The sequence below is a fragment of the Candidatus Symbiopectobacterium endolongispinus genome (assembly GCF_018777385.1).
Lineage (GTDB): Bacteria > Pseudomonadota > Gammaproteobacteria > Enterobacterales > Enterobacteriaceae > Symbiopectobacterium > Symbiopectobacterium endolongispinus.
Map to the genome: position 1 here is coordinate 751,269 of NZ_JAFJYB010000001.1, position 15,968 is coordinate 767,236.

The 15,968-nt window shown below is 50.3% G+C and carries 10 protein-coding genes and 5 pseudogenes; 11 read left to right on the forward strand and 4 right to left on the reverse strand.

The window, feature by feature from the left end:
* Nucleotides 1–3 precede the first annotated feature (3 nt).
* The 8 genes from JZM30_RS03840 (at nucleotide 4) to JZM30_RS03875 (ending at nucleotide 6,677) form a co-directional block, all read left to right on the forward strand.
* Nucleotides 4–675, forward strand: coding sequence for an amino acid ABC transporter permease (locus JZM30_RS03840; RefSeq protein WP_252317620.1), 672 nt, complete (start codon nucleotides 4–6; stop codon nucleotides 673–675).
* Complete coding sequence (locus JZM30_RS03845) at nucleotides 675–1,412, forward strand: amino acid ABC transporter ATP-binding protein (RefSeq protein WP_252317621.1); 738 nt, start codon at nucleotides 675–677, stop codon at nucleotides 1,410–1,412. The genes JZM30_RS03840 and JZM30_RS03845 overlap by 1 nt, the downstream gene beginning before the upstream one ends.
* Nucleotides 1,413–1,434: 22 nt before the next feature.
* A complete protein-coding gene (locus JZM30_RS03850; protein WP_252317622.1) occupies nucleotides 1,435–1,851 on the forward strand; it encodes an amidohydrolase family protein in 417 nt (138 codons plus the stop codon).
* The gene (locus JZM30_RS03855) at nucleotides 1,848–2,819 is read left to right on the forward strand and encodes an amidohydrolase family protein (RefSeq protein ID WP_252317623.1); all 972 of its coding nucleotides are present in this window, start codon (nucleotides 1,848–1,850) and stop codon (nucleotides 2,817–2,819) included. The genes JZM30_RS03850 and JZM30_RS03855 overlap by 4 nt, the downstream gene beginning before the upstream one ends.
* On the forward strand, nucleotides 2,816–3,634 hold the full coding sequence (gene hutG / locus JZM30_RS03860; protein WP_252317624.1) for an N-formylglutamate deformylase: 819 nt from the start codon (nucleotides 2,816–2,818) through the stop codon (nucleotides 3,632–3,634). The genes JZM30_RS03855 and hutG overlap by 4 nt, the downstream gene beginning before the upstream one ends.
* Before the next feature lie 473 nt (nucleotides 3,635–4,107).
* Nucleotides 4,108–4,791: an MFS transporter gene (locus JZM30_RS03865; RefSeq protein WP_252317625.1), complete on the forward strand. Its 684-nt coding sequence runs from the start codon at nucleotides 4,108–4,110 to the stop codon at nucleotides 4,789–4,791.
* A 147-nt stretch (nucleotides 4,792–4,938) separates the two neighbouring features.
* Complete coding sequence (locus tag JZM30_RS03870) at nucleotides 4,939–5,376, forward strand: MFS transporter (RefSeq protein WP_252317626.1); 438 nt, start codon at nucleotides 4,939–4,941, stop codon at nucleotides 5,374–5,376.
* Nucleotides 5,376–6,677, forward strand: coding sequence for a BNR repeat-containing protein (locus JZM30_RS03875; RefSeq protein WP_252317627.1), 1,302 nt, complete (start codon nucleotides 5,376–5,378; stop codon nucleotides 6,675–6,677). Before JZM30_RS03870 ends, JZM30_RS03875 begins: the two co-directional genes overlap by 1 nt.
* Here the strand turns inward: JZM30_RS03875 and JZM30_RS03880 are convergent.
* From JZM30_RS03880 to JZM30_RS03890, 3 genes and pseudogenes are all read right to left on the reverse strand, one after another.
* Complete coding sequence (locus JZM30_RS03880; RefSeq protein ID WP_252317628.1) at nucleotides 6,674–6,919, reverse strand: helix-turn-helix domain-containing protein; 246 nt, start codon at nucleotides 6,917–6,919, stop codon at nucleotides 6,674–6,676. The two genes, JZM30_RS03875 and JZM30_RS03880, sit on opposite strands and share 4 nt — an antisense overlap.
* 158 nt (nucleotides 6,920–7,077) lie before the next feature.
* A pseudogene (locus JZM30_RS24275) lies at nucleotides 7,078–7,479 on the reverse strand (AraC family ligand binding domain-containing protein); the annotation flags it as partial.
* A 230-nt stretch (nucleotides 7,480–7,709) separates the two neighbouring features.
* Nucleotides 7,710–8,561 (reverse strand): AraC family transcriptional regulator, encoded by an 852-nt coding sequence (locus tag JZM30_RS03890; RefSeq protein ID WP_252317629.1) that lies wholly within the window; start codon nucleotides 8,559–8,561, stop codon nucleotides 7,710–7,712.
* 222 nt (nucleotides 8,562–8,783) lie between these two features.
* Between JZM30_RS03890 and JZM30_RS03895 the strand changes: the two are divergent.
* From JZM30_RS03895 to JZM30_RS03905, 3 pseudogenes are all read left to right on the forward strand, one after another.
* A pseudogene (locus JZM30_RS03895) lies at nucleotides 8,784–10,638 on the forward strand (DUF2264 domain-containing protein).
* A gap of 21 nt (nucleotides 10,639–10,659) precedes the next feature.
* A pseudogene (locus JZM30_RS03900) lies at nucleotides 10,660–11,933 on the forward strand (oligosaccharide MFS transporter).
* A gap of 39 nt (nucleotides 11,934–11,972) precedes the next feature.
* Nucleotides 11,973–13,159 (forward strand): annotated as a pseudogene (locus tag JZM30_RS03905) (glycoside hydrolase family 88 protein).
* A 182-nt stretch (nucleotides 13,160–13,341) separates the two neighbouring features.
* On the opposite strand, the pseudogene JZM30_RS03910 reads toward JZM30_RS03905, so the two are convergent.
* Nucleotides 13,342–15,895: pseudogene (locus JZM30_RS03910) on the reverse strand (Tn3 family transposase).
* Between the last annotated feature and the right edge of the window lie 73 nt (nucleotides 15,896–15,968).

Genomic DNA, 15,968 nt, shown 5'->3' on the forward strand with positions numbered 1-15,968 from the left:
TCCATGAGTTTAGATCTGAATTTTGCACCGGTTTTTGCCAGCAGTGATGCGCTACTGGCAGGGACGCTGGTCACGATTGAAATCACGATCTGCGCCTTGATTCTGAGTTGCCTACTTGGGCTTCTCATTGGTGTAGCGAGAATTAACCCGCAGAGAAAAGTGTTGTATGGCATCGCGAGTAGCTATGTCGCGATCATTCGCGGCACGCAATTACTTGTGCGGTTATTCATCTGGTATTACGGTTTGCCACGCCTTGGCCTGATGTTGCCTTCGTTCTTTTGTGGTGTCATTGGCCTGGGCCTCTATTCAGCGGCTTATGTTTCAGAGATTGTACGCGGTGCCATTATGTCGGTTGATCGTGGGCAAAATGAAGCGGCGCGTTCGCTTGGCATGTCGTCCAAACAGGCGATGAGGAAAATAATCCTACCGCAGGCCATTGTTCGTATGTTGCCACCGCTGGGTAATGAATTTATCGCCTTGATCAAAAACTCGGCGCTGGTTTCTCTTATCACCATTCATGACGTGATGCAGCAGGGTAATACCATTATCAGCAACACCTATCGCGATCTCGAGACGTATCTGGTTATCGCCGTGATCTACTTTGTTCTGACCAGCCTGACCGTAACAGCATTACGCCATTATGAAAAACGGCATCATCAGAAAGGGGGGCAATAATGACCACCATTGACACTCGCCAGCAGGCACAAATCAGTATTCGTGACTTGCACAAGCGTTTTGGCGATAACATTGTACTTAATGGCGTTGATTTTGATGTGTTACCGGGTCAGGTGATCGTCATTATTGGTCCAAGTGGTTCCGGTAAGAGTACCTTTCTGCGTTGTTGCAATGGCCTCGAAATGCCTGAACGCGGTGATATTACGGTATGTGGCAAAACGTTGCTTCGCCACGGCAAACCTTTGCCTGAAAAACAGCTCAATGCGTTGCGTCAAGACGTCGGAATGGTATTCCAGCCCTTCAATTTGTTCCCTCACCTCACCGTTATGGAAAATCTGTGCGTTGCCCCGGTCATGTTGCGCGTGCTGGAGAAAGTTGGTCTGAGCAGCAAAGCTAAGGCGATGCCCGGCAGTCTGTCTGTTGGGCAGAAACAACGTGTGGCCATCAGTCGTGCATTAGCGATGTCCCCCAGCGTCATGCTGTTTGATGAGCCGACCTCTGCACTCGATCCTGAGTTGGTCGGCGAAGTTTTACAGGTCATGAAGATGCTGGCCAGCGAAGGGATGACAATGATAGTGGTGACCCATGAAATGGGCTTTGCGCGTGAAGTCGCCGATATTGTGGTGGTCATGGATGGAGGTGGAATTGTGGAATCGGGGCCGCCTGAACAGATTTTAACCTCCCCCAAAAATGAACGCACTCGCCAATTTCTCAATGCCGTATTAACGCGCCAGTAAGCATCGATCGGAACTTTTATTAATGAGTAACAAACAACTCTTCGCGCGTCATGCCTGTCTCAAACAGGGATGGCAACAAAATGTACTGATCAGTTGGGATGACTGCGGCATTATCACAGATGTTGCCATCGGCGCAGCACAACCAAACCATCAGGAATCCGTAAGTTGGTTACTGCCCGGTATGCCAAATTTGCACTCGCATGCTTTTCAGCGCATTTTTGCCGGGATGACCGAGTATCGTCAGCATCCATCCGATAGCTTCTGGAGCTGGCGCCGCCTGATGTATGCTTTTGCCCAACACATGACGCCCGAACAGTTGGAAACCGTTGCCACAGCGCTTTATCGCGAAATGCTGGCAGCAGGCTATACGTCGGTGTGTGAATTCCATTATATTCACCACCAACCGTGGGCACACCTTACGCTAACACCATCTCTATGAGTGCCGCGCTGCTCAGGGCGGCGCAATCCACTGGTATTGGCATGACGCTTTTGCCCGTACTGTATCAACACAGTGGTTTTGGCAATCAGGCACCAGAAACGCATCAACGCCGCTTCGTTCATGATCAAACCGCCTTTCTGGCGTTATGGGACCAGCTTTTTGACTTATGTCACGCGGAGGGGGCGAAGCTGGGTGTGGCTCCGCATTCATTACGGGCGGTGAATCCCGATGATTTACGTTCGATGCTATCACACGTCTTTGCTGCTGATGCGGCCGCGCCAGTGCATATTCATGTGTCAGAACAGCAGAAAGAGGTTGATGACAGCCTGGCCTGGAGTGGTAAGCGCCCGGTGCAGTGGTTACTGGATAATTTTGATGTTGATGCGTGCTGGTGTCTTATCCATGCCACCCATATGGATGACCGGGAATATCAGCAGGCCGCTGCCAGCGGCGCGGTTATCGGCTTATGCCCGACCACAGAAGCAAATCTGGGTGATGGCATATTTGACTTCCGCCAATGGCAGCGCGTGCGCGGAACCTGGGGTATCGGTTCAGACAGTCACATCGCGGTGAATGCTGCTGAAGAATTGCTCCAGCTTGAATATTCACAACGACTGCGGTTTCAGCAGCGCAACATCTGTTGTGATGAGGCTGAACCAGACGTCGCCATTTATCTCTATAGACAAGCCCTGCTGGGCAGCGCAAAAGCATCCGGCCGTCGGATCGCCGGTATAGCTCGTGGCGAACAGACAGATTTTGTTGAACTCGATGCCGGACACCCACAGCTTGATGGCCTGTCAGCAGAATATGTTCTGTCTACACATATATTTGCCAGCTCCCGTCAATCGACAATTAAAAATGTTTGGACGCGCGGTATACAGCGCGACATCTCCCGGCTATCCACGGTGAATAAAGTCACTTGTATTCGTCAGAAGATCATTGCGGCATTGGAACAGGAATCATCATGATTGAGACAGAGGATTATATTTTTTATCCCGGCACTGCACCGCTGTTCATCACCATGCCACATGTCGGTACTGCCATCCCTGCGGGAATGGCAAAACGGCTGAACAGCGACGCGCTCACTGTGCCGGATACGGACTGGCATATTGAAAAACTTTATGCATTTGCACGTGAGATGAATGCCTCGGTTCTGCAGGCAAAATGGTCACGTTATGTGGTGGATCTAAATCGTCCTCCGAATGATCAATCACTTTATCCTGGACAGGCAACCACCGGGTTATGTCCGGTAGTGAGTTTCAACGGCAGCGAAATTTACCAGACGGGTCAGCAACCTGATGCCACAGAGATCGCCTTACGCCGGGAGCAATATTGGCGTCCCTGGCATGATAAGTTGCAGGAAACGTTACGCTCGTTCCATGCGCAATTTCCTCGTGTGGTGATGTGGGATGCCCATTCAATTCGCTCCGTATTGCCGCAGTTTTTTACCGGTAAACTGCCCGATTTCAGCATTGGGACGAATGATGGAAACAGTTGTCATCCAGAACTTGAACAGCGGATTTTCCATCTGGCCCAGCAGAGCTCCCCGTTCACTGCCGTTAATAACGGCCGATACAAAGGGGGCTACATCACTCGCCATTATGCCGATCCGGCACAGGGTATTCACACGATTCAGATGGAGTTGACCCAGAGTGCCTATATGCAGGAAAGTCCACCGTGGGACTGGAATGAGGAGCAGGCTGCGGTACTACAACACCACTTGAAATTGATGTTGGAAAGCGCTTTGGCGTTTGCTGAAAGCGCTGATACCAGATTCAATTAAATATCTATGATTATCTCCGAGCTGAAGCTATGGCAGCAGCGTCTGCTGGAGAAGCTCTGATTGTTTTTACCTACTACCCGCCATGCTGGTACCCAATAGTAACGATGATACCAACTTAGCTATACGTCGTTTCATTTCTTTAACCGCAAGGCGTAGATAGGTGAACTTCTTACGTGTTGCCTCAAGTAAGGCTTCAATGTGTGGATTATTTTACACAGTAATGCGCACAGCAACCGTCCCACTCAGAATCTCCTGTGTTCAGATCAGCAGAACACCAGTCAGTACGCTGTTCAAAAGCTGAACAATAATCATAAGAACAATGCAGAATGCCAATTTCACCTCAGGTTTGGCGCCTGAAGTCAAAGCGTATTGTCAGGCATCACACTCCCTTGTTCCGTGCCGTATCCTACCTGCTCTCCCCGATATACTCCGATTGACCTCGTATCCGTACAACCAAAAAAACGGAGTATTTTATGTCTGATGTTGTTGAACCTGCCCGTCGGGATAGCTTCACACTGTTGGTCGGTGTGCTGTTGTTGATCCTGGGCTGCATTCTATTTTTCTTTTCGTTGGACCGACAAATAGTATCGATCCTGAAAACCACCCTGATGCATGAACTATCGCTCACCAATAGCGATTACTCGATGCTGATCAGTGCATTCATGATCCCCTACACGTTTATGTATTTCTTTGTCGGCGGGATTGTAGACCGTTTTGGCAGCCGCTATGTGCTGGCCGCGCTGATGGTGCTGATGTCCCTTGCTACGCTGCTCACGGGTTTATCGCACTCACTCACAGGGTTGATGACCGGACGGGTGTTACTCGGCCTCGCGGAGTCCGGTATCGTTCCCGCATTGACGCTGGCGGTGTTCACTTGGTTTCGGGCTGAACAGCGCGCCTTCGCGTTCCAGCTCACCAACATTATCCAGTCGCTGGGTTTGATTCTCGCGCCGCCTTTCGTCGCCTGGATTACGCTGTCAGCAGGTTGGCGTTGGGCATTCTTTATTCCGGCGATGGCCGGGGTTGCAGTGGGATTGATGTGGTTTTTTGCCAGCCGTCAAACACCCCAGGCCAGAGAACCGCTTGCCGACACGCCAACCCGTCAGGTTCCCCTGCTGCAACGCTATAAAATGGTATTAACTTCCACCCCGATCTGAGCTTTGCTGATTGCCCGTTTATTGACTGACCCCTTTTGGTTCTTCTACCAATATTGGCAGGTGGGATTCATGCAGGAGAAGATAGGTCTAACGCTCGCCGAAGTGGGTAAACTGATGTGATTTCCGCCACTGGTAGCGGTGTTTGGAGTGCTGGCAGTGTGTTGGGCCTCTGACCGTCTGGTTTCTCGCGGTATGGAACCTACCCGTGCGCGGTTGACCATCATCTGGTCTGTCACCTGCCTGGCTCCGTTGGTGTTTTTGCTGCCGTCGGTCAGCAATGTCTATGCCGCCATCGGCATCATGACCATCATTAATTTTATGTGCACCGCGTGGTTGAGTATGGCGACGATCATTATGGGCGGTCTGGCATCACGCGTGGCGATCGCGACAGCTATCGGCGTTATGGGCGCCTTGGGGGGCGTCACCTCGATCATTTTCAACGGTTTTGTCGGTTCGATTATAGACAACTTCGGTTATTCGATGCCGATCTATGTCGGCGCTACCCTGCATCCGCTCGGCGCGCTAGTGCTGGCGGTGTTTTTCCTTCGTCGTAAATCCCTTATTGCTCGCCAGGAGAGTATCTGATGTTTGATATCGTTGTTGCGCCGGTGGCCGATGCCTGCGCCGATTTCACCGTACTGTATTGCCTGATTAATCACGGCGACCACCAGTTTGCCGCCTGGTATGATCCCCAGCACAGAATCACAGTGGGGCATCGCCGTTTACCACAGGGGGAATGGCTCACCTTTCAGCAAGACAGTTTCTGGCTGCCCGAGCGGGAGCACGATGCCCATATTACCGATTTTGATTCCCATAACTACCTGACTCTGGCAGTAGATTGTGCTGGGTTCCTTCATCTCGCGGGTAATATGCACGTGGATCCGCTGATTTATTTTCGCAGTGAACGTCCTCTGGATATCACCACTCTGGTCAATGTGCGGCACATGACCGGTGAACGCGAAAACCGGGTCACCTATCCGGTATCTTTCAAAGACAATCAAGGCCGGTTGCTGTTTCGCTATCGCGATGGGTGCAGCGGAAACGGCGATGACCTGTATAAAATTTTTGATAGCGATACCCAACGTTGGACACGCTTGCTGGAGACTCCGCTGCTAAATGGCGAGGGGGAGCGTAACGGGTATGCTTGCCAGCCACTGTGCGGCCCGGACGGTTATTGGCACATGGTATGGATGTGGCGTGAATCCCCTGCCTGCGAAACCAACAACAATCTGTCTTATGCCCGTAGCCGCGACCTGACCCACTGGGAAAAATCAGACGGTACACCACCCTCATTGCCGATTTCCCGCACACAGGGGGAAATTGTGGATGATGCCGATGTGTGTGGCGGGTTGATCAATATGGTGCAAGAGGTGGGATTCGATAATCAGGGGAAACCGGTACTTATTTACCACCGTTATGACGACCAGGGCCATTCACAGGCATTTCTGGCCAGACCGGATGAGCAAGGACGGTGGCAAAAAGTGCAAATCAGCCAGTGGGATTTTCGATGGGATTTTTCCGGAGGCGGCTCGATCCCACCTGATGTCACGCTGAGCGCCCCATGCAGGATAGGAAATAGGTTATTACAGGTCGAATGGACCACCACCTTGGCAGGCAATGGCGTATGGACCATTGATGAAACGACACTGAATGTCGTCACAACCCATCAGCTCACACAGAAAGTGCCAGACGATTTACGGCAACCGCGGCAACATCTTTCGCCCTTGGCTGAAGTGCAACTTATTGCCGCACAAAACAGCGATTACCGGCCACAATCACGCTACTGGCTGCGCTGGGAAGCGCTGCCGATTTTTCGCGATGTGCCCCATGATACGCACGTGGGAGCAACGCGCCTCGAAGTAATCGATTGCGGTGCCAGATCTTAGCGGCACTGATTGGGCGATATGCCGAACTGGCGACGAAAAGCACGGGAAAAGTAGCTGACGTCGCCAAAACCACAGCGTTCTGCCACCGCATGAATGTTCAGATCGGAAAACCGTAGCAAATAGCGCGCCTGCAATAACCGTACGCGCGCCAGATAATGCTGTGGCGAAACACCGGTATATTCGGCAAACCCACGCTGCAAGGTTCGGCGCGCAAGACCAAACTCCTGACACAGCGCATCCATGTCCAGCGGATTCTGCCACTGGCTTTAAGGCGAATCAGGATCTGACTGATACGATCATCGCTGGAATGAAAGTCCTGCGTTTTGTAACGCCAGTGATTCAAGGTATGCAATACTTCAAGAAAAATCATTTCCTTGTGACTTTCTGCCAGAAGTTTGTCCTCGAATGCCTCTTCATGATGGCTTGCCAGACGATCAAACACCTGCTGCATCACTCTGGTGTCCACCTGCCACACGTTGCTTTCGTCCTGCTGGGGCAACAAGTGGTCAATCCGTTTGATACAATTGAAACTGTCACGTCCCAGATACAGTAAATTGACCTGGCAGAGATTTTTCATCTCATCAAACAAATGGTAATCCTGCCGGTTTAGGTAACAAAGAGTGCCAGCAGTCAGCAGATAGGGTTTTTCATTGATGACATGAATGCCGCTTCCTTTGCTGACCAGAAACAGTTCGCAGTATTCATGCGTATGTTCATGGCTGATGCTTTTTTCTGGATGCCAGAAATGAAACACAACGCTTTCCAGCGGGTGGTGGAAATGTGTCTCTCGGGGTAGAACCATTGCGGATTATCTACTCATAGGCTTCGACAGATCTCACTGATACCATATTGCCGATTTTATGCATCTACCTGATTGCCACTCTGTGAACTGGAATGGCATTTACGTCAAGAGAATCGCTCCTATGAAATGACTAGAATATTATGGGTAATACCTTTTTTCCGTGCGATCTTAGCCACATTAGCTTCAGCTCGATACGGAGATTATCCACGTGTTGCACCCGATCACCACCGTCACTTATCCCTGTTTTTCCTGCATTGCAACAGCGCTACGCCGATCCCTTTGCGAAAAGTGCTGATAAAGTAGGTCGCGTCGGAAAATCCAACCCGTGTGGCAATTTCATGAACACTCAGTTCTCTGCGCAACAGGAATTCACACGCTTTCCTGAGACGATAAGTGGTAATGTATTCGTTAATTTTCTCTCCGGTCTCGGCATGAAAGCGACGTGATATATAGCTTTTGGACTTTTTTAAGTCTGCTGCGATATTATCTAGGCTAAATTTATGCTCATAATTTTCATCCACCCACAGCATTACCTGGCTTGAAAGCCGGTATTCATCTTCCTGTGCACGTCGTTCTGGCGCGGGTAACATGCTGAATAACGATAACAGCAGTGTCGCGACATTTTCTTTATCCAGCTCATGCCCTTGCGCCAATACGCTGTAATGGGTAAAGAGCACATTAAACCAATCATGCAACGCCAGTAAATCAGCAACAAACGCCCCGCTTCCCCTCGTAGAGAACCGCTGAAATTTTTGTTGATGTTGTTGTAAAGCATCGAACATATGCAGTACAGCATTCTGATCAACATGGATAATTGTCCGTCGGTAATGACTGGCGGCACTCTCTTCCACCATGATTTTATGGAGTGTGAACGGCGGAAAAATAAAAAACCGCCCCGGCCGCATGGTGTAATGCCGGTTATCCGCGATAACCACACCATATCCCTCTTCCACATACAGCACTTCAAGACACTGATGCCATTGGTGATAACGCACCGCATTAGCGTTAAGCCTGCTGAAAGAGATCAGGCTGTCTTTCAGAGAAATAAGCTCCAATTTGTCTGATGATGATGTTGAAGACATAGTGCAATATTCTTATGTTTTTCCCTCATTGGGGATATTAATAAAACGTTTTTTTAAATTTTCAATAACAACGTCCCGTCATCATATTCTGTCTGTGACAGCGATAACACTTTAGGCTAAACGCCCTCCTTATGCTCTGTGCATCCACCCGTGCTCTGGGGCGACCTGAGACTAACGCGTGTTCGTCGATACGGCCGGGCATTGAAAATAAGGAGTAACACCATGAACTCTCATAAAATAAAATCAAATCGGTTGTCCTCCAGACAGGATGTAATGCAGTGGCTTTCCGACATACTGACGCCGTTGGATACGCAATTTTCCGCAGGTGATTCAGGTTTTTCCCTCTGGGATACTTGTGCACATTACGGGCCAGACATCGCGCGTATGGAAGGGTTATCCCGTGCGCTCTGGGGGATCTTCCCGCTGATAGCATCGGGTGAAAAAGAGCCGTTCAGCGCACGTTACATTGCCGCGATTAAGGCGGGAACCAACCCGCAATCGCCAGCGTACTGGGGCGAAACCGGCCCTTACGATCAACGCTTGGTTGAAATGGCGGTCTATGGCCTAGGGTTGGCGCTTCTTCAAGATCGTCTGACCGACGCTTTCACGGAAAAAGAGCTAGCTGACTTTTACAACTGGCTGAATCAGATTTCTACCGCGACGATGCCCGACAATAACTGGAATTATTTCGCCATCATGGTTCAGTTGGGTTTCAAACGCGCTGGCCTTCCCTGGGATCAAGAGGTGATCAATCAGCGTTTCGCGATGATGGGAGCCTATTACCTTGGTGAAGGATGGTATTCCGACGGGGAGGGAAGTCCACGAGATTATTATATTTCCATGGCGTTCCACTTTTATGGTCTGATTTACGCCACGCTAAACCGGGAGGACGATCCCCAAAGGGCTAACGTGCTGCGTGAAAGGGCACGGCGCTTTGCCGAGGATTTTGTCTATATGTCCACCGAGGAAGGCGCTGCCATTCCTTTCGGACGAAGTCTGACTTATAGGTTTGCCACCAGTGCGTTCTGGTGTGCCGTCGCCTTTGCTGAGTTGGATGTACTGACCCACGGTCACGTCAAAGGGATTATCCTCAGGAATTTACGCTGGTGGCAAGATAAGCCGATCTTTGACCGGGACGGTATTCTCACTCTGGGCTATACCTATCCCAACCTTGCGTTTTGCGAGGATTATAATTCACCTGGTTCACCTTATTGGTGCCTGAAAGTATTCCTTATTCTGTCTATTCCAGAAAACAGCCACTTCTGGCAATCCGACGAACAACCGCTGCCGACGCTGGAAGAAAATCACACGATTACGCACGGCGCGCAGATCATTCTTCACCCCAAGAATGACGCGCATGTTTATATGCTGACATCAGGACAGCTGGAGCTGAATAATTACGTCAACACCGAAGCAAAATACACTAAAATTTGCTTACTCAAGCCTGTTTGGTTTCACCATTGAACGTGGTCGTTTCGGCAGTAAACATGCAGCCTGTTATTCGATGCTGCTGTTATGCGAAAACGATGATTACTGGCGTGGGCGTCGCGACTGTGAACAGGTGTTGGTACAATATGATTATATCTGGTCGCGTTGGTCGCCGTGGCACGATGTTCATATCGATACCTGGCTAATTCCTTGCGGAGAATGGCACGTCCGTGTTCACCGCATTGACAGTGCGAGAGCGCTAAAAACGCTGGAAGGCGGCTTTGCCGTCATCAACCATGCCGGTGTTTTCGTGCCGGGCGATGGCCGCGACAGCCTGCTGCACGCCTGTAATGGCACCAGCCTCATCCATGAATCCTCCCCGCTTTATCATCGAGAACCGGGTCATATTGTCACTCCACCGAACAGCAGCATTGTTTTTGCTGAATGCGCAGCAATCCCCACATTATCTGGTTCAATTTCTCTGGGCATCAGTTGGCTGTGCTGCGCCGTCGCTGCCACGCACGACATCGCCCGAGAATATTCAGACAAACCGCAAGTGAGTATAGAACGCAACACCCTTTGTATCCGTCATGCCAACAAAGAAAAAATATCAGTACTACTGACCAATATCCGTCCCTGCAGTAAATGACTGCATCTTATCGAGGCGTTTATGAAAAATATAACATCGAACAACAGATTGGAATATTATAAAATCAGTGCGTTTATTTTTATGTATTTCTTTACCTGGTCTGCAAGTATCGGGCTACTCGCTATCTGGCTGGGCCAAAAAGCAAACCTGAGTGGCACCGTGATCGGCACTGTTTTTGCCGTGAATGGTATTTTCTCCGTCATATTAAAACCTATATACGGGTATATTCTCGACAAACTGGGCATGAATAAATACTTGCTCTATTTTGTTGTCGCGATGTCAGCCCTTATGGCGTCATTCTTTATTTATGTCTATCAGCCGTTATTACTTTCCAACACGCTGCTAGGTATTATTATCGGTGCCATTTATCTGAGTTTTGCATGGTATGCTGGCGTGGCTGCCTGTGAGTCCTACACCGATCGTTACAGCCGCCTTAACGGCATGGAGTTCGGGCAGATCCGCATGTGGGGCTCTTTGGGATGGGCCGTCGCCTCTTCATTTTCCGGTATTCTGTTTAACCTGTCTCCGGCTTATAACTTTCTTCTGGGCAGTGTCACCTCGCTGGTGATGTTGGCGGTGTTGTTCAGTCTCAAGGTAAATACATCCACTGCCCATGCGAGTGAGGTTCTGTCGAAAGAAAAAATTGTCCCGTCCGATGTCTATGCACTGCTGAAAACCAGTAAATTTTGGGCGTTCTGTATGTATATCGCGGGTGTTGCCTGGATGATGTTTATCGCCGAACAACAATTCTCCCGCTATTTTGTGACCTTCTTTGCCGATGTTCATCAGGGAAATGCCGTATTTGGTTACCTGGGTACCGTGCAATCCGGTATGGAATTTATCATGTATATGATTATTAAGGCATTCGTGAATTATATCGGCGCTAAAAAGGGCTTGCTGCTGGTGGGGCTGGTCGTCGGTTGCCGCCTTATCTTATCAGGCGTGTGCGACTCGCATCTGTTGATTTCCGTTATCAAACCCCTGTACGGGCTGGAAATCTGCCTGTTACTGGTTTCCATCTTTAATACATTGCCGAGCATTTCGACAAACGCGTTAACTCTACCATGTACCTTCTGGGCTATCAGGCCATGCTGTATGTGGGTAACGTGGTCGTGTCATCACCAGCAGGCCTTCTGTACGACAAAATCGGGTTTGAAAAAACCTACATCATTATGGGGAGTATCGCCCTTGCCTTCACGTTGATTTCCTCAGTAACCCTCTCCGCCTGCCGAAGTAACAGAGATAAATCGGCCAACACTGTTGGCCAGAATACTCAGGAAGAAATTCATCAATAGACAGGTTAAATGTGGCCTGAACGTTATAGGAATCGCAGTATGTTAAATAACATCGTTAAAGAGCCGTTGCGTGGCATGGCAGATGAACCTCATGATAGCCGCCAGTTTTATGATGAGCTCACTTCAGCACGTGCGCATGTTCTTAAACTGATTAGCCGTAATTTAACGGATTTCGGTGACCGTTTTCCCGCAGAAACCTGCGTCAATGGCTACTATCCTCTTACCGAGAATGTGGAATGGACCACCAGTTTCTGGACCGGCCAGCTATGGCTTGCCTGGGAGATGAGCGGCGATGAACGCTACAGCGCCTTGGCGGAACGGCATGTGCGTTCGTTCGGGTTGCGCATCGCCTGGCGGCATGACACCAACACGCACGATCTGGGCTTTCTTTATACCCTCTCCTGTATGGCGGCATGGCGATTGACTGGCAACACGCAGGCCCGAGGTTTCTCTCTGCTCGCCGCAGATGCCTTGCTGGAACGCTTTCATGACAAAGCCCGCATCATCCAGGCTTGGGGTGACCTTGCGGACCCCGCTAAGGCCGGGAGAATGATCATCGACTGTAATATGAACCTGCCGCTGCTGTACTGGGCCAGTGAACAAACGGGCGATAAGCGCTTTGCTGATGCGGCCTATGAACATGTCCGCCAGGTGGCGCGTTATCTGGTGCGCGAAGATGCATCGACGTATCCTATTATATGGATGTCGCGACCGGCGCACCGCGCTACGGCAATACGCAGCAGGGATATGAGGATGACTCCTGCTGATCTCGGGGGCAAGCCTGGGGCATTTATGGATTCACGCTCAGTTATCTCTATACCGGCGATCGGGAATTGCTGGAGCTGGCGAAGCGACTGGCGGATTACTTTCTAAATCGGTTGCCGGAAGATGGTGTTTGCCACTGGGATCTAGCGCCGCTTGGCACCGACGCGCTACGCGATTCATCCTCTGCAGCGATTGCTGTGTGCGGGTTGCTTGAACTGTGCAAACATTTGCCGGTAACGGACCCAGAGCGAGTCCACTACCTGCGTGCAGCCCGACATATTATGTCTTCGCTGACGCAGGATTATCTTGCCAGGCTTGACGATCCTTGCAACGGTCTGCTCAAACACTCTGTTTATCACCTCGCCAGTCATAAAGGCGTGTATGAATGCGCAAGCTGGGGAGACTATTTTTATGTCGAAGCGCTGGTGCGGATGCTACAGAGCTGGAAACCCTACTGGTAAATCCGACGCCCACACGGGCATTGACATGCTGAGGTGAGCGGCGATCTGTTGCTTTGCACTGTTGCCAACATCACTCACCTCCGCATGGCCGACATTGAACCCATGCACGACCCCGACAAAGGAAGATGAATGAAAGCAGCATTATTGATGGGGTCAGTTTGGATATCGAAAATTATTGTACGTTAAGGCTGTTTTTTGACCTTTTCGACTTTAGTTGGTCTCAGGCGGCTAAACTTACCGGAAGCCGGTATCCTGTTGCTTCTCCAGATATAATCGCCTGTCAGATTGATATGCTCCCAGCCTAATGGCGACAGATGCGACAACAGTTGCTCGTTGATCTTCAGCCCATTACGCTTCAGGGCATCGACCGCTCTTTCCATATACACGGTATTCCACAACGAGATCGCTGCCGTCAGCAGCGTCAGTCCGCTGGCACGGTAGCTCTGATTTTCCGGTTTCCGGTCCCTGATTTCACCCAGTCGGTGCATAAATACCGCCCGTGCCAGCGCGTTACGGGCTTCGCCTTTATTCAGCCCCGCCTGTACCCGCCGACGCAGTGCCGGATCGCGGAACCAGTCGAGCATAAACAGGGTCCGCTCAATGCGGCCAATTTCTCTCAGTGCTTTGGCAAGTCCATTTTGCTTGGGATAGCTGGCAAGCTTTTTCAGCATCAGGGATGCCGTCACGGTTCCCTGCTTTATTGAGATGGCCAGACGCAGTACTTCACGCCAATGAATTTCAATTTCTTTCAGGTTCAGGCTGGTCGTGGATATCAGCGACTGAAGCGCCGGGTATTTAGCCACTTTCCCTTTTATAAATAGCTTTTTGTCGTGGAGATCCCGAATCCGTGGACAGAATGCAAATCCCAGCAGATGCATCAGGGCAAAGACATGATCGGTGAAACCTGCGGTATCGGTGTAATGCTCCCTGATTTCCAGGTCGCTTTCGTGGTACAGCAAGCCATCGAGCACATAGGTTGAATCCCTTATCCGACTGATTATGCAGGTGTAAAACGGGCTGTATTGATCCGAAATATGGGTATAAAACTGACGTCCTGGATCCTGCCCATATTTCGGGTTAACCTGCCCTGTGTAGCGACCAGAGCTGCCTGTTCTGAAATTCTGCCCATATGATGATGATGTCGTCCCATTCCCCCAGAATGCAGCTAAAGGTCGCTTCCCTTGCGCATTCACCAGTTCAGCAAGGGCGGCTAAATATGTTTCGTCACGGATATACCATGCCTGAATATCTTCGAGTGATGATTTGGTGCTTCCGTGGCAGGCTTCTGCCATTTTGGTCAGACCAAGATTGATGCCATCCGCAAGGATGGTGGTAAGAAGCAGGCGGGTATCGGGACGGGCAATATCATTCTTTATATGCGAAAAATGTCGGGTAAACGTTGTCCAGCTGTTTACCTCATCGAGAATTTCCGTGATTTTAGGGCGCTGTAGCCGGAACTTTACGTGACTGTTTCCGGTACATATCTTTGATCAAAACCAGCGCATCGGCCAGAGATTGCGATGGTTGTGACTAACTGTAAAGCGGACAACATGCGCGGGGCATATTTACGTAATGTGCTGTATTTCTCAGTAATAATATGCAGCGGGTCAAAATTATTTTTCCTGGCGAGATAGCGTGTTTCCTCCAGACTAGCGACAAACTCAGGCCATGGCAGTATGTTTTCTATTGCGGGCCATGGATCGCCACCGGAATCACGGGCTTCAGACAGAGCCTGACCGACATCGATGTATTGCCTCAGTTTGGACTGGATCAGCTTTCCGGTCTGCTGAAGGCGCTCAGCCTGTGTTCTTTGGCTTTGCTGAAAATGCTGTTCAGCATTCGCTCATGCGGCTCAATCACTTCGTCTGTCAGTGTGGCCCAGGCTTCTTCCAGCACGCACACCAGGATCGCATGACGCCGGGCTGCTGAAAATCGGGTCAAATCCCGACTACTCATCTTTTCGGCCTTCCCGCGCCAGTTTCAGCAACCGGTTCTGGTGAATGGTACGATCTATACCTTCCGGTAATGTCAGCGATTCAATGCTTCTAAGCCGATCAAGATGTTGCAGCACGTTCTTACCATTGATTTTACCCGGCGGTTGCAGAAGCCATGTCAGCCTGGAAGGCTGATTATCTGATGACTCAAGTAAACGATCCAGAGCATCCCTGTGAGCCGGAGTTAACGGGCATTCATGGTCTGAAATACGATTTTATCGCCGCCTGCCATGGCCTCCGCACAGGTACGCTCCACTACATCAATCGCGGGGATCATCACGTTGTTCTGCCGGAGATAGACCAATAACTCTTCGGCCAGGAGAATACCTTTATCGGTGCGCGTCGCCATCGACAGCAGGTGTGTAATACAGTCCTGCTGTATTTTGCCGGTGAACGCCTTTACGCCAAGATAGCGGTACAGTTCGGTTAAATGCTCACGCCGGGTTGTATCCCTGCCGGAAAGGTAAGCAGGCCAGAGATCCCCGGTGAGTTTTAGCCTGCTGGCGATATGCTTCAGCAGCGCATCAGATGGTGGAATTTTTTTATCTGGGGCAAAGCCGACATTTTTCAGATAGCAAAGCAGGACGGCAAAACCAAAACGGTTGGCAGGTTTACAGTGAGCACTGATAAGCGCCAGATCATGTTCACTAAAATACGCCATCCGGGTCAGCGTTAACTCATCGTCCGGTAATGCCAGTAATGATTCTCTTTCAGACAGAGAAAGAATCTGCCTCCGTGCCATATAGTTTCACTCATAAATTATTCGATGCGGTATTTTTAACAAAAATGGTTATCGCATAAGGGTACACCCTGAC